This is a genomic window from Stutzerimonas marianensis (assembly GCF_022810315.1).
Classification (GTDB): Bacteria; Pseudomonadota; Gammaproteobacteria; order Pseudomonadales; family Pseudomonadaceae; genus Stutzerimonas; species Stutzerimonas marianensis.
Window position 1 is genome coordinate 17,534 of record NZ_JALGRD010000017.1, and the last position, 20,750, is coordinate 38,283.

16 protein-coding genes and 1 pseudogene are annotated in these 20,750 nt (G+C 65.5%); 10 read left to right on the forward strand and 7 right to left on the reverse strand.

Annotation, left to right across the window (positions count from 1 at the left end; translation table 11 throughout):
- Positions 1-5: 5 nt before the first annotated feature.
- From MST27_RS21435 to MST27_RS21450, 3 genes and pseudogenes are all read right to left on the reverse strand, one after another.
- Positions 6-719: an NADPH-dependent F420 reductase gene (locus MST27_RS21435; protein ID WP_243607915.1), complete on the reverse strand. Its 714-nt coding sequence runs from the start codon at positions 717-719 to the stop codon at positions 6-8.
- A gap of 147 nt (positions 720-866) precedes the next feature.
- Positions 867-2,002, reverse strand: a pseudogene (locus MST27_RS22715) (serine hydrolase domain-containing protein).
- A gap of 1,740 nt (positions 2,003-3,742) precedes the next feature.
- Positions 3,743-4,189 carry a DUF2147 domain-containing protein gene (locus MST27_RS21450; RefSeq protein ID WP_243607918.1) on the reverse strand — a complete coding sequence of 149 codons (447 nt, stop codon included), beginning with the start codon at positions 4,187-4,189 and terminating at the stop codon, positions 3,743-3,745.
- Positions 4,190-4,743: 554 nt separating this feature from the next.
- On the opposite strand from MST27_RS21450, the gene MST27_RS21455 reads away from it, so the two are divergent.
- The 5 genes from MST27_RS21455 to MST27_RS21475 all read left to right on the forward strand — a co-directional run bounded on the left by MST27_RS21455 (position 4,744) and on the right by MST27_RS21475 (position 9,122).
- Positions 4,744-5,562, forward strand: a complete 819-nt coding sequence (locus MST27_RS21455; protein WP_243607919.1) for an HDOD domain-containing protein — start codon at positions 4,744-4,746, stop codon at positions 5,560-5,562.
- A 126-nt stretch (positions 5,563-5,688) separates the two neighbouring features.
- Positions 5,689-6,012, forward strand: a complete 324-nt coding sequence (locus tag MST27_RS21460) for a hypothetical protein (protein WP_243607920.1) — start codon at positions 5,689-5,691, stop codon at positions 6,010-6,012.
- 256 nt (positions 6,013-6,268) lie between these two features.
- Positions 6,269-7,036: a substrate-binding periplasmic protein gene (locus tag MST27_RS21465; RefSeq protein ID WP_243607921.1), complete on the forward strand. Its 768-nt coding sequence runs from the start codon at positions 6,269-6,271 to the stop codon at positions 7,034-7,036.
- Positions 7,033-8,376, forward strand: a complete 1,344-nt coding sequence (locus MST27_RS21470; RefSeq protein WP_243607922.1) for a GGDEF domain-containing protein — start codon at positions 7,033-7,035, stop codon at positions 8,374-8,376. Before MST27_RS21465 ends, MST27_RS21470 begins: the two co-directional genes overlap by 4 nt.
- Positions 8,377-8,396: 20 nt before the next feature.
- Positions 8,397-9,122, forward strand: a complete 726-nt coding sequence (locus tag MST27_RS21475; RefSeq protein WP_243607923.1) for a substrate-binding periplasmic protein — start codon at positions 8,397-8,399, stop codon at positions 9,120-9,122.
- A gap of 21 nt (positions 9,123-9,143) precedes the next feature.
- Here the strand turns inward: MST27_RS21475 and MST27_RS22530 are convergent, their stop codons facing one another.
- From MST27_RS22530 to MST27_RS21490, 3 genes are all read right to left on the reverse strand, one after another.
- Positions 9,144-11,945 (reverse strand): AsmA family protein, encoded by a 2,802-nt coding sequence (locus MST27_RS22530; RefSeq protein ID WP_243607924.1) that lies wholly within the window; start codon positions 11,943-11,945, stop codon positions 9,144-9,146.
- 219 nt (positions 11,946-12,164) lie between these two features.
- Complete coding sequence (locus MST27_RS21485) at positions 12,165-13,784, reverse strand: NAD(P)/FAD-dependent oxidoreductase (protein WP_243607925.1); 1,620 nt, start codon at positions 13,782-13,784, stop codon at positions 12,165-12,167.
- Positions 13,785-13,947: 163 nt separating this feature from the next.
- Complete coding sequence (locus tag MST27_RS21490; RefSeq protein ID WP_243607926.1) at positions 13,948-14,679, reverse strand: carbonic anhydrase; 732 nt, start codon at positions 14,677-14,679, stop codon at positions 13,948-13,950.
- A gap of 300 nt (positions 14,680-14,979) precedes the next feature.
- Between MST27_RS21490 and MST27_RS21495 the strand changes: the two genes are divergently transcribed.
- The 3 genes from MST27_RS21495 (at position 14,980) to MST27_RS21505 (ending at position 17,252) form a co-directional block, all read left to right on the forward strand.
- Positions 14,980-16,254 (forward strand): PQQ-dependent sugar dehydrogenase, encoded by a 1,275-nt coding sequence (locus MST27_RS21495; RefSeq protein WP_243607927.1) that lies wholly within the window; start codon positions 14,980-14,982, stop codon positions 16,252-16,254.
- A 68-nt stretch (positions 16,255-16,322) separates the two neighbouring features.
- Positions 16,323-16,661, forward strand: coding sequence for a c-type cytochrome (locus MST27_RS21500; RefSeq protein ID WP_243607928.1), 339 nt, complete (start codon positions 16,323-16,325; stop codon positions 16,659-16,661).
- A 132-nt stretch (positions 16,662-16,793) separates the two neighbouring features.
- Positions 16,794-17,252: a YehS family protein gene (locus MST27_RS21505; protein WP_243607929.1), complete on the forward strand. Its 459-nt coding sequence runs from the start codon at positions 16,794-16,796 to the stop codon at positions 17,250-17,252.
- Positions 17,253-17,315: 63 nt separating this feature from the next.
- Here the strand turns inward: MST27_RS21505 and MST27_RS21510 are convergent, their stop codons facing one another.
- Positions 17,316-17,708, reverse strand: coding sequence for a DUF4168 domain-containing protein (locus MST27_RS21510; protein ID WP_243607930.1), 393 nt, complete (start codon positions 17,706-17,708; stop codon positions 17,316-17,318).
- Between the two features lie 149 nt (positions 17,709-17,857).
- Here MST27_RS21510 and MST27_RS21515 point away from each other — a divergent pair, with 149 nt between their 5' ends.
- Together MST27_RS21515 and MST27_RS21520 are read left to right on the forward strand one after the other, a co-directional pair.
- The gene (locus tag MST27_RS21515) at positions 17,858-19,345 is read left to right on the forward strand and encodes a sensor histidine kinase (protein ID WP_243607931.1); all 1,488 of its coding nucleotides are present in this window, start codon (positions 17,858-17,860) and stop codon (positions 19,343-19,345) included.
- Positions 19,338-20,738 (forward strand): sigma-54-dependent transcriptional regulator, encoded by a 1,401-nt coding sequence (locus MST27_RS21520; RefSeq protein WP_243607932.1) that lies wholly within the window; start codon positions 19,338-19,340, stop codon positions 20,736-20,738. Before MST27_RS21515 ends, MST27_RS21520 begins: the two co-directional genes overlap by 8 nt.
- Positions 20,739-20,750 lie beyond the last annotated feature (12 nt).

Consider the following 20,750-nt stretch of genomic DNA (forward strand, 5'->3'; position numbering starts at 1 on the left):
GCGCGTCAGAGCCCAAGTGCTTCGCGTAGTTGCGGGGCCGTCAGTGACCGGGCGGAGATGCCCGTCTGGAAGTCGAAGCGTTTGGCGCTGGCGAGCGGACCGACGATCACCGGATCGAACCCGGCATCCTCGACCAGCTGCGCGGCGACCTCCAGCGCCTGTTCGTCGTCCGAGGCGAGGGGGATGGCCAGCCGGTCTCCGTCCCGGTGCGCCTCGCTGCGCAGGCGGTAGGCCGATATGGCATTGAAGGCCTTGACCAGCCGCGTCCCGGCCAGGAAACGCTGCGAGGCCAGGCCCGAGCCAAGCGAGCGCGCTTGCTCAGCCATCGGGCCGTCGCGTTCCGGTCGCGGGTTGCCGGCGTCCAGTAAGACCTTGCCTGCCATCAGCGTGCCGTGATCCCGTCCAACCTGCGGCGTCGCGCCGTAGGGCACGGTCAGCAGGATGACGTCACCGTAATCCGCCGCCTGCGCGGGAGTGCCGATGCGGGCGCGCTCACCCAGTTCGTCTGCCAACGATTGCAGTTGCTCGGGATGACGCGAAGACATCATCACCTCATGGCCAGCCTCCACCCATAGGCGGGCAAGCGCACTGCCCATGGCGCCCGTGCCGATGATCCCGATGCGCAGGGGCGGTTGATCTTGAGCCAGGCTGGCCGTGCTGGCGAGCAGCAACAGGCCACACAGCACCTTGACGATGAGACGGCGTAGCGAAGCGTGCATGAAAGGCCTCCGTTTCGTTTGCGCATCGCAGCCCCAGCCACACGGCACCTCGGGCCAGGGCGGGCTTCGTCGCCCTTCTATAGACCAGCCGCCCCGGGCCTGCGCCGCGAAAAAGTAAGCACCTGTGTCTGCGCCATGTCCGGTCCGTCAGCCTTGAGCACCGCGCCAGGGGCGGTTCGCGGCCCCGGCCTGGGTGTCATCCGCCTGCTTGATCGCTTCGATGATCTGGCCGAGCAACCGATGCAGCGCATCGCGATGGCCCATGGCTCCGCTCGACGGCTGGCGTGTATCGGACGTCATCACAACCGTCATTTCGAGGCCCGGCACCACATAGACCATCTGCCCGCCATAGCCCCAACCGTAGCGCACGGCTTCGCCGCCCAGTTCGGTGATGAACCAGCCGTAGCCATAACCGTGGCCCGTGTACCGCGAGCGCGTGCGTGGCGTCCAGGATGCCTCGATCCAGTCCTGCGATAGCAGTCGCTCGCCGGCCGCGGTGAGCCCGCCGCGACGGTAGAGCTCGCCGAAGGCCAGCAGCGAGCGCGGCGTCATCGCCATCTCGTTGCCGCCGAGGTAGATGCCCTGCGGGTCACGCGTCAGGCACTGATGGCAAAGCCGTCGAGCGGCGCCAGCCATTGCCGCGCCAGCTGAAGGCTGGACTGCCCGGTCTGGCGCGTGAGGATTGCCGAGAGCAAATGGCTGGAGCCGGTAGAGTAGATCATCGGCCCGCCGGGTTCGCCTTCGAACGGCCGTGCCAGTGCCGCGCGGACCCAGTTGCGGCTCGCCACCCAGGCGCCGTAGTGGCGGCCGGAGGTCGCGCCGAGCCCGGCCTGCATGCTGAGCAAGTGGCCTACCGTCACTTGCTTCAGGCGCGGGTCGGGGTTGCTCGGCAAGTCGGCTTTCAGCAGCGCAGCGATGGGCTGATCGACGCCTTCGAGAACACCCTTGTCGATGGCGATGCCGACCAGCGCGGAGATCACCGATTTGGAAGCTGACTTGATGTTGGTCGGTGTAGTGGTGCGGTGGCCACGAAAACCGCGCTCGAGGATGACCTCGCCTTGCCGGGCGATGATCAGGGTTTCCAGCGGTGCCAGACGTTCGGCCCGGTCGAGCACCTCCTTCAGGCCCGCGTCGGCTGTGGCCAGCGGACTGAGGACGAGCAGATACGCCATATGGAGCAGATGGATGAAGTAGGTGAATCGATACGGAGGTGTCGAGGCCATAGGGTTTCGACCTTGAGTCGACGGCGCGGTGCAATGCGCCGGCCTACGCCGGAACGACATCGGGCTCGGCGGAAGGCATCGGGCTCGGCGGAAGGCATCGGGCGAATAAATTCGCCCCTACGAGAGGCGCCGTGTGTTTGCGGGTGGGACGAGGTGTTCGGGGCCGTTGCGGCCGGCTCGGGGTCAGGATCGACGTCAACCATGTAGGGGCGAAGTCATTCGCCCGAAGGGAGCGGCGGAAGGGCACTGGACGAATAAATTCGCCCAACGAGGTGCCGTGTGTTTGCGGGTAGGACGAGGTGTTCGGGGCCGTTGCGGCCGGCTCGGTGTCAGGATCGACGTCAACCATGTAGGGGCGAATTCATTCGCCCGAAGGGCGCGGCGGAAGGGCACTGGACGAATAAATTCGCCCTCCGAGGTGCCGTGTGTTTGCGGGTAGGACGAGGTGTTCGGGGCCGGTGCGGCCGGCTCGGGCATCAGGATTGACGCCCTCCATGTAGGGGCGAATTTATTCGCCCGAAGGGAGCGGCGGAAGGGCACTGGACGAATAAATTCGCCCTACGAGGTGCCGTGTGTTTGCGGGTAGGACGAGGTGTTCGGGGCCGTTGCGGCCGCCTCAGGGTTCAGGATCGAAGCCATCCATGTAGGGGCGTATTTATTCGCCCGAAGGGAGCGGCGGTAGGGCACTGGACGAATATATTCGCCCTACGTGGTGCCGTGTGTTTGCGGGGAGGACGAGGTGTTCGGGGCCGGTGCGGCCGGCTCGGGCATCAGGATTGACGCCATCCATGTAGGGGCGAATTTAGTCGCCCGAAGGGAGCGGCGGAAGGGCGCCGGGCCAATAAATTCGCCCCAACGAGAGGTGGCGTGTGTATGCGCCGGGAAGAGGTGAACGGGGCCGTTGCGGCTGGCTCGGGCGTCGCGGATCGACGCCATCCATGTAGGGGCGAATTCATTCGCCCGAAGGGAGCGGCGGAAGGGCGCAGGGCAAATAAATTCGCCCCAACGAGAGGTGTCGTGTGTCTGCGGTGGGACGAGGTGAACGGGGCCGTTGCGGCGCGCTCGGGCGTCGCGGATCGACGCCATCCATGTAGGGGCGAATTCATTCGCCCGAAGGGAGCGGCGGAGGGGCGCAGGGCGAATAAATTCGCCCCAACGAGAGGTGTCGTGTGTCTGCGGTGGGACGAGGTGAACGGGGCCGTTGCGGCCCGCTCGGGCGTCGCGGATCGATGCCATCCATGTAGGGGCGAATTCATTCGCCCGAAGGGAGCGGCGGAGGGGCGCTGGGCGAATAAATTCGCCCCTACGAGAGGTGCCGTTTGTTTGCGGTTGGGCGAGGTGGTCGGGGCCGTTGCGGCCGCCTCAGGCATCAGGATCGACGCCATCCATGTAGGGGCGAATTTATTCGCCCGAAGGGAGCGGCGGAGGGGCGCCGGGCGAATAAATTGGCCCCAACGAGAGGTGCCGTGTATTTGCGCCGGGAAGAGGTGAACGGGGCCGTTGCGGCTGGCTCGGGCGTCGCGGCTCGACGCCATCCATGTAGGGGCGAATTCATTCGCCCGAAGGGAGCGGCGGAGGGGCGCTGGGCGAATAAATTGGCCCCAACGAGAGGTGCCGGGTATTTGCGCCGGGAAGAGGTGACCGGGGCCGTTGCGGCTGGCTCGGGCGTCGCGGATCGACGCCATCCATGTAGGGGCGAATTTATTCGCCCGAGGGGGCGGCGGAAGGGCGCTGGGCGAATAAATTCGCCCCTACGAGATGTGCTGTGTGCTTTGCGGTGGCGAGAGCCTCCGGGGCAGTTTACTGGCGGATCCAGGTCTGGCTGCGGCCGAGGGCTTCGATGCCGATATAGCCGCGCACTTCCAGCTTGTCGCCGCCGTCGAGCAGCGTCGCCTTGGCGCGGTAGGTCTTGCCCTTGGCCGGGTCGAGGATGCTGCCGTTGCTCCAGACCTGCTCGCCGTCCGGCTTGAGGTCCCAGAGGATGGTCATGCCGGTGATGGGCTGGTCCTTGCGCTCGCCTTCGCACTCGGTGCACAGCGGATTGGGGCCATGGTCCGACTGGAGGATTTCCGCCACCTTCCCGCTCAGGGTACCGTCGGCAGCCTGCTGGATCTCGACGATGGACTTGGGCTTGCCGGTTTCGTCGTCGATGGTCTGCCAGCGCCCGGCGGGCGAGTCGGCGGCGGAGGCCAGTGACGAGAGCGCAAGCGGCAGGGCCAGCAACAGGGCGTTGAACAGTGGGCGCATGGTTTCTCCGGTGGTCAAAGAGGCAGCGCCGACTCTACCACCGCCGCCCGCCGTCGCGAGGCCCGGAATGGCTGACTGGCCGGTTCTCGTCCGGGCGCCTCAGTCGCCCCGCTCGGGGCGTGCGAAGCGGCGGATGCGGGCTCGATCGCGCCGGGCCGCAAGCGCGTCGGCGGTTGCAGGAGCTAGCTGCCTTGTTCGACAGCGGAGAAGCAGACGACTGGACGGCGGAGCGCATAGCCCGGGAGCTCGGCGTCAACGCCACCACCTTGCAGCGCCCGTTCCGCCTGTTCGAATGCGCCACGAAACCCCCCTGCAGGCCGCGAGTAAAGCGCTGGAGTGAAGCGCGAAGGCGCGAGCGTCACCGAGGCAGCAGCGCGGCCAACGTCGCCACGGTCTTCAAGCGGTAGTTCGGCATCAGCCCGGGGAAGATGCACGCGCGGATGTGAGCGCCGGCACAGGACGGTCTTGCGAACCGACTGGCCGACAGCCGGCGCTGCAGAAAAAGCACTTGTAACCCGATGTGTATGGAGACGTCATTCCCCCAGGAGCCGCCCATGCAACTCGACGATCTGTTCGCCAATCTTCACCAGCTTCCCAACGTACCCAAGGTCGCCCAGGACCTGATCCAGCAATTCGACAACCCGAACACGTCCGTCGAGTCCGTCGCGCGCAACATCGCCTGCGATCCGGTGATCTCCGCGCGTGTTCTGCGCCTGGCGAACTCGTCGCGTTTTCGCGGCGCGCGTGAATCGACCAGCATCGAGGACGCAGCACTGCGCCTGGGCTTCAACACCCTGCGTACGCTGGTGCTGGCTTCGGCTTTCACCTCGGCGTTCAAACTGCACGCCGGCTTCGACCTCAAGGCGTTCTGGTACCACAGCTTTCTTGTCGCCAGCATCAGCCGGCTGCTGGCCAAGCAGGTGGGTGCCGACGTCGAAACCGCCTTCACCTGCGGCATGTTGCATGACATCGGCGAGCTGCTGATCCAGACCGGCGCGCCGCACCTGGCCGAATCTCTCGAAGGAGGTGCCACCTCCAGCCCGGGTCGCGCCGCCAACGAGACCCTGCAGCTCGGCTTCGGCTACCCGGAAGTGGGCGCCGAACTGGCACGCCGCTGGCAATTGCCGAAGGTGCTGCAGGAGGCCATCGCCTACCAGGCCCGACCGCTGCAAGCGCCCAACGGCAGCACGCTGCCCTATGTCGTCGCGCAGAGCGTCGCCCTGGCGCAGGCGCTGCAGGCGAGCAACGGTGACATCGGGCTTGCACTCGAATCCGTCAGGGGGCCGCTGGCCGACAACATGGACCGCACGGCGCTGAGCAAATCCCTGCCGGGCGCTATCGAGACGGCAAAGGCCTTCGTCGAGATGGTCTGATCAGCGACATGTCGCACGGCAGACAGGAAAGCGTCCTCGTGGCGCTTTCTTTTTTTCGCGGAGCGCATTGCCCGGCGATTGGTGGTCGCGCCATGCTCGCCACCGGTATCGAAAGGGAGCGATTCGATGAAGCTGAAACGTGTGGCTGCGATGTTGCTGGCGTTGTTGGCGACGCAGACGCAAGCGGGTTTCCAGAAGGACAGGGAGGCGTTCGACAAGCGTCAGACGGAGCTCGACCTGCGCTGCGAGTCGGCCCGTGAGGCAAAGCTGGCGCCGCTGCGCGAAGCCGCGTTTCAGGACTGCATGAGAACCACGCGCAACAGCCGCGCCGAGAGCGAGTGCCGCCGCAAGACCGCTGGGGAAAACGGCAACCGTGCCGGCGGAACGCCACGCTTCTACGACCTGCCCGCCTGCGTCGAGGCCTTCGAGCACAAGCGTCAGCGCCCCTGAGTCGTTCCGGCCGGCACCGGCCTCTTGTGCCGGGGTGCCGTTCCCCTCTTTTCAACTCGTGCGCGAGGTGCCACCGCACCGCCGGCGTGCCTGTAGACATGCCGTACGTCGGACTGCGGCAAAAGCGGTCGCACCGGGTTCAAGTCCGCATAGGTGGCGCCGAAAAAAGACTGATGAAGCAAATCCGAATGATGGCAGTATGGTGGCCAGCATCCAGGTTGCACGCCCGGGTTTTCGAAACCCCTCGAGGTTGCCCATGAGTTCACGCCTGCTCCGCCGTCTGAGCGTCGCCCTGGCCTTGCTGGCCTCGACGGGCTATGCCGCCTTGGCGTCTGCCCATGCCCTTACGGTGGTGACCGAGGAGCTGCCGCCCTACAACATGACCCTGGACGGCAAGCTGACCGGCATGGGAACCGAGGTCGTCCAGGCCGTGCTGGCCGAGGTCGGCGAGCAGGCACACATTCAGTCGATGCCCTGGGCGCGCGCGTATGACATCGCGCTGAATTCGGAAAACGTGCTGATCTACTCCATCGCCCGCACGCCCCAGCGCGAGGCGCTGTTCAAGTGGGTCGGGGTGATCGCACCGACACGCTGGTTCCTCTTTTCGCTGCCGGGTACGCACTTCGACCTGAAGAACCTGGACGATGCCCGCCAATACCAGATCGCCACGGTGAAGGAAGACGTTGGCGAGCAGTACCTGGTCGACAAGGGCTTCGTGATCGGCCAGAACCTGCAGTCCAGCAACAAGTACGAGCACAACTACGAGAAACTCAAGGCCGGGCGCGTGGACCTGTGGATCTCCAACGAGCTCAACGCCCACTATCTCGTGCGCCAGGGCAGCGACAACCCTGACGAAACCGCCGTGCCGCAGTTGAGTCTGGATGACTTGGGCGGCGCCGATGGCCTGTGCATGGCCTTCAGCCGCAACACCCCCGATGAGTTGGTCGAGCGCTTCCGCAAGGCCCTGGTGCGCGTCAAGGCTGACGGGCGTTACGACGCCATCGCCGCCAAGTGGCTGCCGTGAACGCGAGGGCGCCTGGCACTGCCGATAGCGCGCGCGTGCGGCGGCAGACCGGCTCGCTGGGCCGCCGGCTGGTGCTGGCTACGTTGGGATTCTGCCTGCTGTTCACGCTGGTGACCGTCGGCGTACGCACCTGGTCGGCTTGGCACAAGAGCCTGGCGGCGATGAATGCCGAGCTGGTGCTGATCGATCAGGTGTTCCAGAGCAACCTGGCGAAAGCCATCTGGGAAATGGACAGCGACGCGCTGCAGACCCAGCTCGACAGCGTCGCCAGGGCCGCGCCCATCGGGCGTGTGGAGCTGCAGATCATTCGCGCCGGGCGTGCTCCGGAAATCATCGAGCGGCAGCGGGCCGTTCAGCCGGGCGACCATCGCGCGCCGCGGCTGCGGCATCCGCTGACCTACGAGCCCTACGCCGGTGCACGCGAAACGGTTGGCGAGCTGACGCTGGAAGGGCACGAAGGCGTGCTCTGGGAGCGGATGCTCGCCGAGGTCACCGATATCGTCATCACCCAGGTCATCCAGTCACTGTTGCTGGCGGGGCTGATCATGTGGATGTTCAACCGCAGCGTGACGCTGCATGTGCGCCGGATCGCCCGCCACCTGACCGCGCTGGCGCCGGAAAACCTCGACCAGCGCCTGCGGCTGGATCGCTCGCCCAGGCGCCGTGACGAGCTGAGCCTGCTCGAAGAGGGCGTCAACAGCCTGCAGGCCAAGCTGTCAGCATACCTTGAGCGCCAGCATCAGGATGAGCAGGCGCTGGCTGCGCACCGCGACCGGCTGGCCGAGCTGGTGGAAGAACGCACCGCCGAGCTGCGCGCGGCCAATGTGCTGCTCGAAGAACTGTCGCGTAGCGATCCGCTCACCGGCCTGTCCAATCGCCGCCATTTCGACGAACTCAAGGACGTCGAATTCCGCCGGGCCATGCGGCTCGGCCAGCCACTCACGGTGTTGATGTGCGACGTCGACTTCTTCAAGCGCTACAACGATCACTACGGCCATGCCCAGGGCGACGCGTGCCTGCGTGCCGTCGCCGACACCCTGCGATCGGTGTTCGCGCGTGCCGGTGAGGTGGTGGCGCGGCTTGGGGGTGAAGAGTTCGTGGTGTTGCTCCCCGGTGTCGAGGCCGAGTCGGCGTACCGCTCGGCGGTGCACCTGCAGAAACGCCTGGCCGAACGGGAGCTGCCGCATGCCGCATCGGCCGTATCGTCTCAGGTGACGTTGAGCATCGGCCTGGCAGCCTTCGACCTGCAGGCCATGGACCACTTCGATCAATTGCTGCGGCGCGCCGACGAGGCCCTCTATCGGGCCAAGACCCGAGGCCGTGACTGCGTTTCCGACTGATTGCCTGCGAGGACTGCACGATGCACCCGATTGCCTGGATCGCCCTTTCCCTTGGCCTGCTTTGCAGTGCTGCGCAGGCTAGCCAGTTGCGGGTGGTGACCGAAGAAACCGCCTACAGCTACCTGCGTGATGGCCGGATCGCCGGCACCGCGACGACGGTCGTCGAAGCCACCTTGCAGCGCGCGGGCCTGGAGCACTACCAGATCGGTCTCTACCCCTGGGCGCGCGCCTACGACATGGCGCTGCGCGACCCGGGGGTGCTCATCTATCTGATCGCTCGCACCTCCGAACGCGAGGCGCTGTTTCGTTGGGTCGGCGAGATCATGCGCATCGAGTACCACTTCTACAGGCTGCGCGAGCGCGAAGACATCCAGATCGCCGATCTCGAGACGGCCAAGGCCTACCGGATCGGCGTGCTGCGTGAAGACGTCCGCCACCAGTACCTGCAGGCCAACGGTTTCGACAAGATCGTGGTGGCGGCGCACAACAACGAAAACTTCCGGCGCTTGCTGAACGGCCAGGTCGACCTGGTGCCCATGCCCGAGCAGGACATGATCATCCTCTGTCAGGAGGCGGGCATCGACCCGGCGCGGGTGGTGAAGGTCTTCACCCCTGACACCGCGACGCGACTCTACATGGCCTACAGTCGGCAAACCGACGACGACACCGTGCTGCGGACCCAGGCCGCCTTCGAGCAGCTGCAGGCCGACGGCACCGTAGCGAAGTTGATGAGCGAGCCGCGATGAGCGGCGCGAAAGGTTTCTTGCTCAGTTGCGCTCGAATTCCTTGAGTGCTTTTCGACAGCCCATGCCCGAGCCTTCGCCCAGTCCGAGTTCGACCCAAGGCAGGATCGCCAGCGGAGGGGCCACTACGGCGCCTACGACACTCGCCACGGTCTTGGCGACAAGCTGGTCGGTTACGACGCTGACCTGAGGATTGCTGAGCGTGCCCTTCAACTGCACGGGTGCGTTTCCGGATAGCAGGCTGAAATCCTTGGCGTGGGTTTCGAATGCGAGATCCAGCGCCTCGGTGCCGAGCCCGATCTCGCCTCCCCCGGTGATGTTGCTGTCTGTCGTATTCACGAAGAAGTGTGTGAGTGTGGCTATGCCCTGGTTCGCGTCGAGGCGCAGGTAGGCACAGTTCATCTCGACCTGGTCGGTGTCGGCCAGCGCGGCAACCACCGATTGGCCAGCATCGAGGCCGAGCAGCTCCACCGCCAACCAATCGAGCCGGCCGCCTGACATCGCCAGCTCGAACTTGCCGCGCAGGTCCGCCATCATCGCGCCCAAGGATGAGCCGGCGAACGCGACGTCCAGTTTGCCGCCGAGGGTGCCAGCCGAGTCCTGTGCGACCTGCGACAGGTCTGCATGCTTGAGGACCGGGGTGAGATTGACGCCGTTGAGCGACAGGCGCAGCTCGCCGGTTGGCCGCTCTGGGCGTGCATCGATGCTCAGCCGGCCCTCCGCGGCGCCCTGGCCGATAGCCAGTTGCAGCGGCTCGATCACCAGCACCCCATCGTCCAGTTCGGCCTTCATGGCAACCGCGTTAAGCGGGACGTCTCTGGCAATCACTTCTTCAGCTTCGTAGCGGATGATCGCGTCTCGGCCGCGCAGCGCGTCGAGCCCGAGAGGCTCGCTTGAAAAGAATTGTTCACCTGATGAGTCGTCCGGCGTATCGGGTGATTTGAGATCGCGGAGGCGCAGCGTGTTGGAGTGCAGGTTGGCCCATAGCATCGGCCGACCCACGAGGCTCAGGCGGACATCGCCACTGACGTCGCTTTCGCCCCAGCGCCCATCGAGCGACTGCAGGCGCAGCTGGCGATCTTCCCAGCTCAGCTGGCCGCTCAGCGAGTACCGGCCAAGTGAGGGAAGATTCAAACCGGTGAGCGGGTCGAGGCGGGCCAGGTCGGGGCCTTCTAGCGATACCCTCGCTTCTGCCGCCTTGAACTGCATAGGATCCCGAATGTGGCCGTCGAGGGTCAGTTGGCTCTCGCCTGAGCGCAGCGTGCCTTCGACGGAAAAGGTCTCTTCCTGGAAAAGGCTCTGCAGCGAGCCCGGATTCAATTCGAACTGCAGCGGCACCTGGTTGCGCCAGGCGTCGCCCGTCAGGTGCAGGCCCGAGTCGGTCGATTCGGCGTCGAGTTCGATTCGCAGATCTTGCGCAGGGGCGTCGTAGCGCAGCTGCGTGTCGCTCAGCCGAGTGGCTGCATCGGCCAATTGCGCATGCAGCTCTCCATCCAGCGTACCGAGCCTTGGATACCCCAGTGGACCGAGGGCCTGGCCGAGGTCGAACCTGTCCAGTTTCAAATCGAGTTCTCCACTGAGCGAGTCCGAACCGAGATCGAGCGTGCCGCTGGCGCTGATGGCGCCGTTGGCCTGAGTGGCACGCAGCTGCTCCAGTTCCAGCTGTTGCCCGTCCAGCGAGCCCCTGAGCGCCAGGTCGGACAACGAGGTGTCGCCATATCGAAGCCGATCCAGACTGATGTCGACCTCGCCCCGGTAGCGGCGCAGTGGCTGAAACAGGTCATGCGCCTGCTGTTCGAAGGTTTCATTCGTTTCGCGGGTGGCGGTGCCGCTTCGCTCGGCCTCCAGCAGGCGCATGACTCCCCAGCGATTGAGGTCGAGTTGATCGCCGTGGAGCTGCAGGTCCAGTGCCGGGGACTCTCCCAGCTCGGCCGCTATGGAACCACGAAGCCGATCGTCGCCGGTTCGCAGCTCGATATCGTCCAGCGCCCAGCGCTGGCGGTCGCGCCGCAGCGTTGCGGTGAGTTCGAATCCCGGAACGTCAAGAGCGGGATTGTCGAAGCTGATCAGTTCCGCGGAGTCCGGCGCGCTCAGGCTCAGCTCACCGTTCAGGCCGTCCAGTTGCGGAACCTGCTCAGCCTCGCCTTCGAAACGTGCGCGGATATCGCCCAGCCGGCCGTTCAGCGTTACGGCATACGACCTGTCTTTGGCCAATGCTTTGGCCGGTGGCGCGCCTGTCAGGGTCAGCTCGAGGGGTTTGCCTTGTACCTGTCCGCTGCCGTCGACCGCCAAGGCACCTTCGGCTCCGTCATCCCGCGTTGAGATATCGAAGGCCAGATCGACATTCAGCGCCTCGTCGCGATAGGTCAGCTTGCCGTTGTCGATCTGGATGGTGTCCGGTTGGAGAGAGGGCTGCTTGTCCTGGGAATCAGTCTCGCTCATCAGCGCCGACCAGTTGGACTGACCGTCGGCTCGCCGGGAGAGGTGGACCTGCGGTTTGTCCAGCGCGACCAGTTGCAACCCTGGATTCCCGGTCAACAGCTCGCCGACGGCAAGCTCGGCTTTCAGCGCGTCGAGTTCGAGTAGGTGGGGTTGCTCTGCCCACTCGGGGTTGGCGATCTTGATATCGCTGGCGCGGATGACCAGCGGCGAGCCCCAGTCGATGTCGAGGCTGCCAATGTCTACTGACCGACCGTCCAACCGCTGACTCAACTGATCTTCGAGCTGATTACGGGCCCATTGCGTCTGGATTAGCATTGCCGCCCCAGCCAGAAACAGCAGAAGCACTGCAAGCACGATCCCAAGGATCTTTGCTGCTTTCGCCACCTTTCGCCTCCCGTTCCGTCTCGTTTCCGCGAACTAATTGTCGTTGGACGTGCCGGCATGCCTATGAGGTTGTCGACATGCCTCGGCTGGAAACGATCACTGCGTTATGTGCGGGGCGGATACTTCGGATGGCGCCTGAAACAGGCGAGTGCTGGCGTTGGCGGCAAGGCAGGCATCGGTCGAAAACGGACGAATGGCATCGCCATTCGCCCGTGGCGGTCATTTCGTGAAATCGGCCAGCATCGCCGTCGCCACCGCTTCGGCGACCTTGATGCCGTCGACACCGGCCGAGAGGATGCCGCCCGCGTATCCGGCGCCTTCGCCGGCGGGGAAGAGGCCGCGGGTGTTGATGCTCTGTAACGACTCGTTGTCGCGCTTGATCCGCACCGGCGAAGAAGTGCGTGTCTCGATACCGGTGAGTACCGCATCGGCGCGGTCGAACCCGCGGATCTGCTTGCCGAAGGCCGGCAAGGCCTCGCGGATGGCCTCGATCACGTAGTCCGGCAGCGATGGTGCCAGATCCCCCAGGCGCACGCCGGGCTTGTAGGACGGCTCGACCTCGCCGAAGGCGCTCGACGGCGTGCCGCGGATGAAGTCGCCGACCAGTTGCCCCGGCGCACAGTAATCGCGTCCGCCCAGCTCGAAGGCCCGCGATTCGAGGTGTTCCTGCAGCTCGACCCCGGCCAGCGGACCTCCGGGGAAGTCCTCGTCGGGGTTGATGCCGACCACGATGCCGGCATTGGCGTTGCGCTCGTTGCGCGAGTACTGGCTCATGCCGTTGGTCACCACGCGCTCCGGCTCGGACGTGGCCGCCACCACCGTGCCGCCCGGGCACATGCAGAAGCTGTAGACCGCACGGCCGTTGCTGGCGTGGTAGACCAGCTTGTAGTCGGCGGCGCCCAGTTCCGGGTGGCCGGCATATTTGCCCAGGCGCGCCTGGTCGATCAGCGATTGCGGGTGCTCGATCCGAAAGCCCACGGCGAAGGGCTTGGCCTCGATGTAGACGCCGCGCTGGTGAAGCATGCGGAAGGTGTCGCGCGAGCTGTGGCCGAGGGCGAGCACCACATAGCGGCTGCGCAGTTCCTGGCCGTCGGCCAGGCGCACGCCCTGGATGCGGCCCTCGTCGATGATCAGGTCGACGACACGGCTTTCGAAACGCACCTCGCCGCCCAGCGCCTTGATTTCCTCGCGCATGGTCGAGACCACGCCGGTCAGGCGAAAGGTGCCGATGTGCGGCTTGCTGACGAACATGATTTCTTCCGGTGCGCCGGCGCGGACGAACTCATGCATGACCTTGCGGCCGTAGAACTTCGGATCCTTGATCTGGCTGTAGAGCTTGCCGTCGGAGAACAGCCCGGCGCCGCCTTCGCCGAACTGCACGTTGGATTCGGGGCTCAGCACCTTCTTGCGCCAGAGCGCCCAGGTGTCCTTGGTGCGGCGGCGCACGTCGCGCCCGCGCTCGAGCACAATCGGCTTGAAACCCATCTGCGCCAGCGTCAGCGCGGCGAACAGCCCGCACGGGCCGAAGCCGATCACCAGCGGGCGTTCGGTCAGGTCCTCCGGTGCCTGGGCGACCGGGTAATAGCCGGTGTCCGGCGAGACGCGGATGTGGCGGTCGTCGGCCAGGCGCGCCAGGGTCTTCGCCTCGTCCGCCACGGTAGCGTCGATGATGTAGACGAAGGTGATCTCGCTGTTCTTCTTGCGCGCGTCATAGCTGCGCTTGAAAACGTTGAAATCGAGCAGCTCGGTATCGGCGATTTTCAGGCGCGCAACGACGGCTTGGCGCAGGGCCTCGGCAGGGTGATCGAGCGGCAGTTGCAGTTCGTTGATGCGAATCATGACAGGTCCTGGCCGGTGACCCCGGCAGAGGTGGGAGGCGGTCCGCGCCGCCGTGGGCGGTCGCGGCGCGCAGTGTAGCGGCGCCGCTGTGGACTGTCATGAACTGGGAAAGGCCGCCTGGAGCCGGCCGCCTCGCAGGCGACGGCCGGTCCGTCACGCCGACTTATTGCAGGATGATGCGCGCGTTCACCGGCTGTAACGGGCGATTGTTGGCATGGCCGACGGCCTGGGTCAGGGCCTCGATTTGAGCATGCGAGGCGACGATGGGCTGCTTGAGCACCAGCCAGCGGACCCCCTCGGAGCAGGGCGGTGTGGTCAGCGAGCCGTTGAAACGGTAGTAGTCCAGTTCCGCCGGAAGCATGTCGCGAACGTTGATGCTCGGCGATACCGGCTGCTTCTTGCCCACCGCCGGCGGCGCGTTCCACAGGCTGGCCAGCACCGTGTTCCGTTCGCCCTCCTTGAACATCAACGCCAGTACGGCCAGGTTGCCGGACTCATCGGCATGCACCAGATGCCCTTCCAGCGGGTAGGACTGTCCCTTGATCTGGTTTTCGCTGGGCATGTGGAAGTGGAACTGGATCAGCTGAAACGTCTTGCCGTCCAGGCTGAGGGTACTGCCGGGTTCATAGGCGACCTGGACGGTATGGCCGTTGTTGGCCACTTCGCTGGCGCCGGCACGGTAGTCGAGCTCCAAGGGGGCGAGCTCGGCCTCGATGAAGCCGTCCAGGTTGACCGGGGATTGGTTCTGACCGGCGCATGAATGGAATTCCGGGGTGAGCTTCGCCCAGTTCTCTGGCCCGACGTCGCCTGAATAATCCCAGTGCGTCCCGGGTGTGACGGCCCAGGCGTTGGCGCAGGCGAACAGGGTGCCGATGGCAAATGCAGTGCGTTTCACAGTCGTCTCCTCGGTGCGTGGTTAACCGGCGGGGTAGGGCAACCCATGCGCAGGCTGTGGAGTAATAATTTGAAACACAATCTTGCGGGCTTGGCCGAATGATTAATGAGGGCCAGTCGAGATTTGAACAAACCGGCCGGTGAGCAGGCGGCGCAACGGCGCGCCAGTCGTCTGGTAAAGACGCGGTATGACGCTACGCTGAGTGGGGACTCAGGCACTTTTGCGCAGCCGCAAAGGCGTGGTCGAGCACAACAACAATAAAGGTCGTCCGCGAGACGATTCTTCATGAGGTCGGTGCCTATGAAATACGTTCCCTTTGCCTTGAGTGCGTTGGTCATGTGCCTGTCCGGGCCGGCCCTGGCCGCGCCCACCAGTGACGAAGCGCTCGAACGCATGCGCTCGATGAAAACGACAGGCCAGTCGCTGGAGATGGAAACCGTCGCGCAGACCGGCGAAGTGGCCGATGCGATTCGCGCCAATCTCTCACGGATCCGGTTGCCGGAAGGGTTCAAGATCGAACTGTACGCCGTGGTGCCCGACGCGCGGCACATGGCGGTAGGGCCGTCCAGTGGGGTGGTCTTCGTCGGCACGCGCAAGACCGACCTGTGGGCGGTCACCGACCGCACCAAGAACCGCAAGGCCGACGAAGTGAAGCGCTTCGCGCCGGCCATCGATTTCACCCAGCCCGGACCCTGCTTCAGCCCGGACGGCTTTCTCTTCGTCGCCGAGCACAACCGGGTACTCGTGTTCCCGGCCGCCGAGTTCTTCTACGAGGGGCCGGACGTGGCCGCCGACATCGTGGTGCCGACCGGCGAGCTGATCCCCAAGGACGAGGAAAGCTACAACCACGGCGCGCGGGTCTGTGCCGTCGGCCCGGACAACAAGCTCACCATCTCCCTCGGTCAGCCGCACAACGTGCCGCCCAAGGACAAGCTGGAGCTCTACGAGCAGCACGGCATCGGCGGCATCGTGCGCATGGAGCGCGACGGCAGCAAGCGCGAGGTCTATGCCACTGGCGTGCGCAACTCGGTGGGCATCACCTATCACCCGACGACGAAGGAGCTGTGGTTCACCGACAACCAGGTCGACGGCATGGGCGACGACATCCCGCCGGGGGAGATCAACCATGCGCCCAAGGCCGGAATGAAGTTCGGCATGCCCTGGTACGGCGGTGGCCAGGTGCGCACCAACGAGTACGCCGACGAGACGCCGCCCGAGGGCCTGACCCCGCCGGTGGTGGAAACCATCGCCCACGCTGCCGACATGGGCCTGACCTTCTACACGGGCAAGCAGTTTCCCGAGCAGTACCGCGGCGGCCTGTTCAGCGCCCAGCGCGGTAGCTGGAACCGCACGGTGCCGGCTGGCGCGCGCGTGATGTTCACGCCATTTGCCGCCGATGGCAGTGGCCCGTCCGGGGAAACCGTTCCGTTTGCCGAAGGCTGGCTGGACGAGGATACCGGCGAGTACTACGGCCGCATCGTCGATGTCGCCCAGCTCAAGGACGGCTCGCTGCTGGTCAGCGACGACACCGCCGGGGCGATCTACCGCATCTCCTACCAGGGGGGTGCAAACTGATTGGCATGCAGGTCGGGTCTCGGTGCCCGGCCTCGACTGTCCCGCCAGCAATCGAGAGGAGTGTTCGCATGCGCAGAGACACCCGCCGTCGCCTGGTCCCGTGGATTGCTCTGATCGGTCTGGTTTTCGCGGGGGAGGCGAGGGCCGCGGACCTCGAGGCAGGTCGCGCAAAGGCGAAGATGTGCGCGGCTTGTCACGGGCTCGATGGCTTGAGCAAGGTCGCCGATGCGCCGAACCTGGCCGGTAACGGCCAGCTCTACCTGGCGCGGCAGCTCGAGGCGTTCCGCTCCGGCGAGCGCAAGCATCCGCAAATGACAGTCATCGCCGCCGGCCTCAGCGATGACGATATCGCAGCGGTCACGGCCTGGTATTCGGCCATCAAGGTCAAGGTGCAAGTGCCGCAGTAGCGCGACCGGCGCTTTTCACCCATCGGCCGCAACGCCTTATACTCGCGCGCCATCGAGGCCTGGCGCGCATGCCGGCCATCCCGTCATCGCGATCCGGCGTCGCTGCGGCGCCCGCTCACCGAAGGAACTTCCATGCTCAACAACGATGTGATGCGCAGCCTGCGCTACATCCTCAACGTCAACGACGCGAAGATTGCCGAGATTACCCGGTTGACCGGTTGCGATATCCCGGATAGCGAGGCGTTCGCCTACCTCAAGAAAGACGACGAGGCCGGGTTCAAACCCTGCCCGGACCGGATCATGGCGCACTTCCTCGACGGTCTGGTGATCTACAAGCGCGGCAGGGACGAGAGCCGGCCGACCCCACCGATCGAGCTGCCGGTGACCAACAATACGGTGCTGAAGAAGCTGCGCGTGGCCTTCGAACTCAAGGAAGACGACATGCACGCCATCCTCAAGTCGGTGGATTTCCCGGTGTCCAAGCCGGAGCTCAACGCGCTTTTCCGCAAAGCCGGGCACAGCAATTACCGGGTTTGCGGCGATCAGCTGTTGCGTAATTTCCTCAAGGGGCTGGCGCAGCGCAGCCACTGACACGCGCTAGCTAGACATGAAAAAGCCCGGCTGAAGAGCCGGGCTTTTGCGTTTCGACGAGCCTTAGCTCTGGATCATCGAAATGACCTTGTCGCGCAGCTTCGGATCGTTCTGCACGGCCTGGTTGATCGCGTTGTACTCCTCGATGCTCAGGTCGTTGTCCTGCACGGTGTTCATCATCTTCTCGTTGGCTTCCTGCTGCAGCTGCTGCGCTTCGGCAGGGTCACCGGTCTTCTCCAGCTTGGCGGTGAAGTCCTGACGGATCTCCATGATTTCGCCCAGCGAATCAGCGAAGCTCTCCAGCTGCTTGTCGCTGATATCCGAGGCCTGCATGGCTGGGGCGGGCTGGGTAGCGGGCGCCGGGGTGGCCTGCTGTGCCGAGACCTGCGAGGCACCAGCGGCCATGAACAGGGCCAGAAGGCTGGAAGAGACGAGGCGGGTGTGGAGCTTGGTCATGGTCATGTCCTTCGCTTGAGAATTCGCCAAGGGTCTTTGCATCGGTCGTGCCAGAAAGCGCGTTTACTGCAACTAACTGATTTCACGAAGATTTATCCGTCCGTCCTGGACAAGTCGACCTCTGCAGGCGGCTGGGTTAGAGTGCCAATATGACACATGTAGCACTTTGGCAGAGATTGCCGACCCTGCGCGGCGCCCTGGTACTGAAGGTCGTGGTCCCCCTGGTGGCGATCATGTTCGGCTTCAGTTACGTGGTGCTCTGGACGGTCGAGCGCAACAGTGAGCGGCGCCTGCAAGAGGAGGTGGAGCTGGTGGCGCGGGCGGTTCGCCTGCCGCTGAGCGATAGCCTGGAACGCAAGCACGATCGCACCATGCAGCAGGTGCTCGAATCCGTGCTGGGTGTTGGTCGCGTCTACGGCGCCTACCTTTATGACGACGAGGGCGAGCTGGTGGCCTATGCCGGCGCCGTGCAGCCGGACCAGGATCAGTCGTCGATTCAGGCGCTCACGGCGGACGGCCGACGGCAGGGCGGCTACCAGCGCATCCGGGGGCAGGAGGTGTACTCCTATTTCCTGCCGCTGGAACAGAGCGGCGGGCGTATCAACGGTCTGCTCCAGGTTACCCGGCGCTGGAGCGACTTCGAGCGAGACACCCGGCGCCTGCGATTCATCGCCGGCATTTCGTCCGGCCTGCTCTCACTGGTCGCCGTGGTAATCGTTCTGCTCGGGCACTGGTCGGCCATCGGGCGCCATCTCCAGCAGCTGACCCAGAGCATGGCCCGCGTCGCCGCGGGGAACCGTGAGCACCGCGCGCCGCACAGCGGGCCGGAGGAAATCGCCGCGCTTGGGCAGTCGCTCAACCGGATGCTCGACAGCATCGCCGAGGCCGAGCATCAGATGGCTGAGCAAAAGGCGCGCGAGGCGGAGCTGGAAGCGCGGCTGCGACGCTCACAGCAACTGGCGGCGGTAGGCCGACTGGCGGCCGGTGTCGCGCATGAGCTGGGCAGCCCGCTCAGCGTCATCGATGGCAAGGCCCAGCGCGTTTTGCGCAGCGAAAGCCTGGAAGATGCCCAGCGCAAGGGCCTGCTGCAGATCCGCAGCCAGGTGCAGCGTCTCAGCGGCATCGTTCGTCAGCTACTGGAGTTCGGGCGTGCCGCCGGGCAGCCGGTGCGGCGTATGCCCGCCGATGTGCTCGCGCATTCGGCTGCCGCCGCGGTCGCCGACGAACTGGCTGAGCTGCGGGTGAATCTGCAGCTCGATGCGCCGTCCGAGACGCTGCACTGCGCGGTCGACCCGCCGCGCTTCGAGCAGGCGTTGACCAACCTGCTGCGCAACGCTGCCCAGGCCAGCCCCGGCGGGCAGGTCAGGTTGCGCTGGTGGCGGGAGGCGGGCTGCCTGCTGTTCCAGGTCGAGGATGACGGCCCGGGTGTTGCCGAGCAGGACCGCGCCGCCCTGTTCGAACCCTTCTTCACCACCAAACCCGTGGGCAAGGGCAGCGGCCTGGGCCTGGCGGTGGCACATGGCGTGGTCGCCGAGAGCGGCGGCCGTATCGAGCTGGTGGAAAGCCCGCTGGGTGGCGCCGCGTTTCGAATTTCCCTGGCGCTGGCCGAAGAGGACCCGGACGATGCAAATGGATGACAGCACCCCGCAACGGGTGCTCGTGGTGGAAGACGATGAGGGTCTGCGCCAATTGTTGGCCGAAGAACTGGAGGACCGTGCGCTGTCGGTGCGTGCGGTTTCCAGCGCCGAGGACGCCGTCGCGCTGCTGGAAAGCTGGGAGCCTGACCTGGTCATCAGCGATCTGCGGCTGCCGGGTGCCGATGGCATGGCGCTGCTGCGGCGTGTCAAGGCCATGCAGGCGGCGCCGGCGTTTCTCGTCATCACCGCCTTTGGCAGCATTCAGCAGGCGGTGGCGGCGTTGAAGGAAGGCGCCGATGAATTCCTGACCAAGCCGCTGGACCTGGACCACCTCGGCCTGGCCGTGTCGCGGGCCTTGGAAACCCGGCACCTGCGCGATGAGGTGCGCCGCTTTCAGCAACTGCTCAGCGACGATCGCTTTCACGGCATGCTCGGGCGCAGCCGGGTCATGCGCGCGCTGTTCGATCAGATCCGGCAGCTGGCGCGCGCGGCCGGCCCGGTGCTGGTGATCGGCGAGAGCGGTACCGGCAAGGAGCTGGTCGCCCGCGCGGTACACGCCGAGAGCGATCGTGCCGGGCGGCCCTTCCTGGCGATCAACTGCGCCGGGTTGCCGGCCGAGCTGCTCGAAAGCGAGTTCTTCGGTCATGCCGCCGGGGCGTTCACCGGTGCCAGTCGCGCGCACAAAGGGCTCTTCCAGCAGGCCGATGGCGGCACCCTGTTTCTCGATGAGATCGGTGAAATGCCGATGCCGCTGCAGGCGAAACTCCTGCGCGTGCTGCAGGAAGGCACCATCCGACCGGTCGGTGGCGAGCGTGAGCTCAGTGTGGACGTGCGCATCATCGCCGCCAGCAACCGTCCGCTGGAGACGGCCGCCGGGCGCGAGTCGTTTCGCGAGGACCTCTATTTCCGCCTGGAGACGTTCATTCTGCAGGTGCCTCCGCTTCGCGATCGCGAAGAAGACCGCGAGTTGCTAGCGGCCGGCTTCGTCGCGCACTTCGCCGCGCGTGATGGCCGCCCGGTGCGCGGCCTGTCGCCCGCGGCGCTGGAGCAGCTCAGGCGCTATCCCTTCCCGGGCAACGTGCGTGAACTGCAGAACGCCATGGAGCGCGCCGTGACCTTCTGCCATGGCCGCAGCATCGAGCTGGAGCATCTGCCCACACGTATCGCCCATTACCAGGAGCGGCCCGCACAGGCCAAGGCGGACACCTTGCTCGAGCGCATGGTCGACGGGCCCTTGCTGCCCACGCTGGAGGAGCTCGAGTGGCGTTACATCCAGCACGTGCTGGAGCAGGTCGATGGCAACAAACGCCGCGCCGCGGCCCTGCTCGGTATTGGTCGTCGTACCCTGTATCGCCGCCTAGGCGAGAAGGAGCAGGACGGTGATGAAGGCTGACCGGCATAGGGC

Coding starts and splice junctions, on each gene's coding strand:
- MST27_RS21435 (WP_243607915.1), bottom strand. CDS start 719: ATGCACGCTTCGCTACGCCGTCTCATCGTCAAGGTGCTGTGTGGCCTG.
- MST27_RS21450 (WP_243607918.1), bottom strand. CDS start 4,189: ATGCGCCCACTGTTCAACGCCCTGTTGCTGGCCCTGCCGCTTGCGCTC.
- MST27_RS21455 (WP_243607919.1), top strand. CDS start 4,744: ATGCAACTCGACGATCTGTTCGCCAATCTTCACCAGCTTCCCAACGTA.
- MST27_RS21460 (WP_243607920.1), top strand. CDS start 5,689: ATGAAGCTGAAACGTGTGGCTGCGATGTTGCTGGCGTTGTTGGCGACG.
- MST27_RS21465 (WP_243607921.1), top strand. CDS start 6,269: ATGAGTTCACGCCTGCTCCGCCGTCTGAGCGTCGCCCTGGCCTTGCTG.
- MST27_RS21475 (WP_243607923.1), top strand. CDS start 8,397: ATGCACCCGATTGCCTGGATCGCCCTTTCCCTTGGCCTGCTTTGCAGT.
- MST27_RS21485 (WP_243607925.1), bottom strand. CDS start 13,784: ATGATTCGCATCAACGAACTGCAACTGCCGCTCGATCACCCTGCCGAG.
- MST27_RS21495 (WP_243607927.1), top strand. CDS start 14,980: ATGAAATACGTTCCCTTTGCCTTGAGTGCGTTGGTCATGTGCCTGTCC.
- MST27_RS21500 (WP_243607928.1), top strand. CDS start 16,323: ATGCGCAGAGACACCCGCCGTCGCCTGGTCCCGTGGATTGCTCTGATC.
- MST27_RS21505 (WP_243607929.1), top strand. CDS start 16,794: ATGCTCAACAACGATGTGATGCGCAGCCTGCGCTACATCCTCAACGTC.
- MST27_RS21510 (WP_243607930.1), bottom strand. CDS start 17,708: ATGACCAAGCTCCACACCCGCCTCGTCTCTTCCAGCCTTCTGGCCCTG.
- MST27_RS21515 (WP_243607931.1), top strand. CDS start 17,858: ATGACACATGTAGCACTTTGGCAGAGATTGCCGACCCTGCGCGGCGCC.
- MST27_RS21520 (WP_243607932.1), top strand. CDS start 19,338: ATGGATGACAGCACCCCGCAACGGGTGCTCGTGGTGGAAGACGATGAG.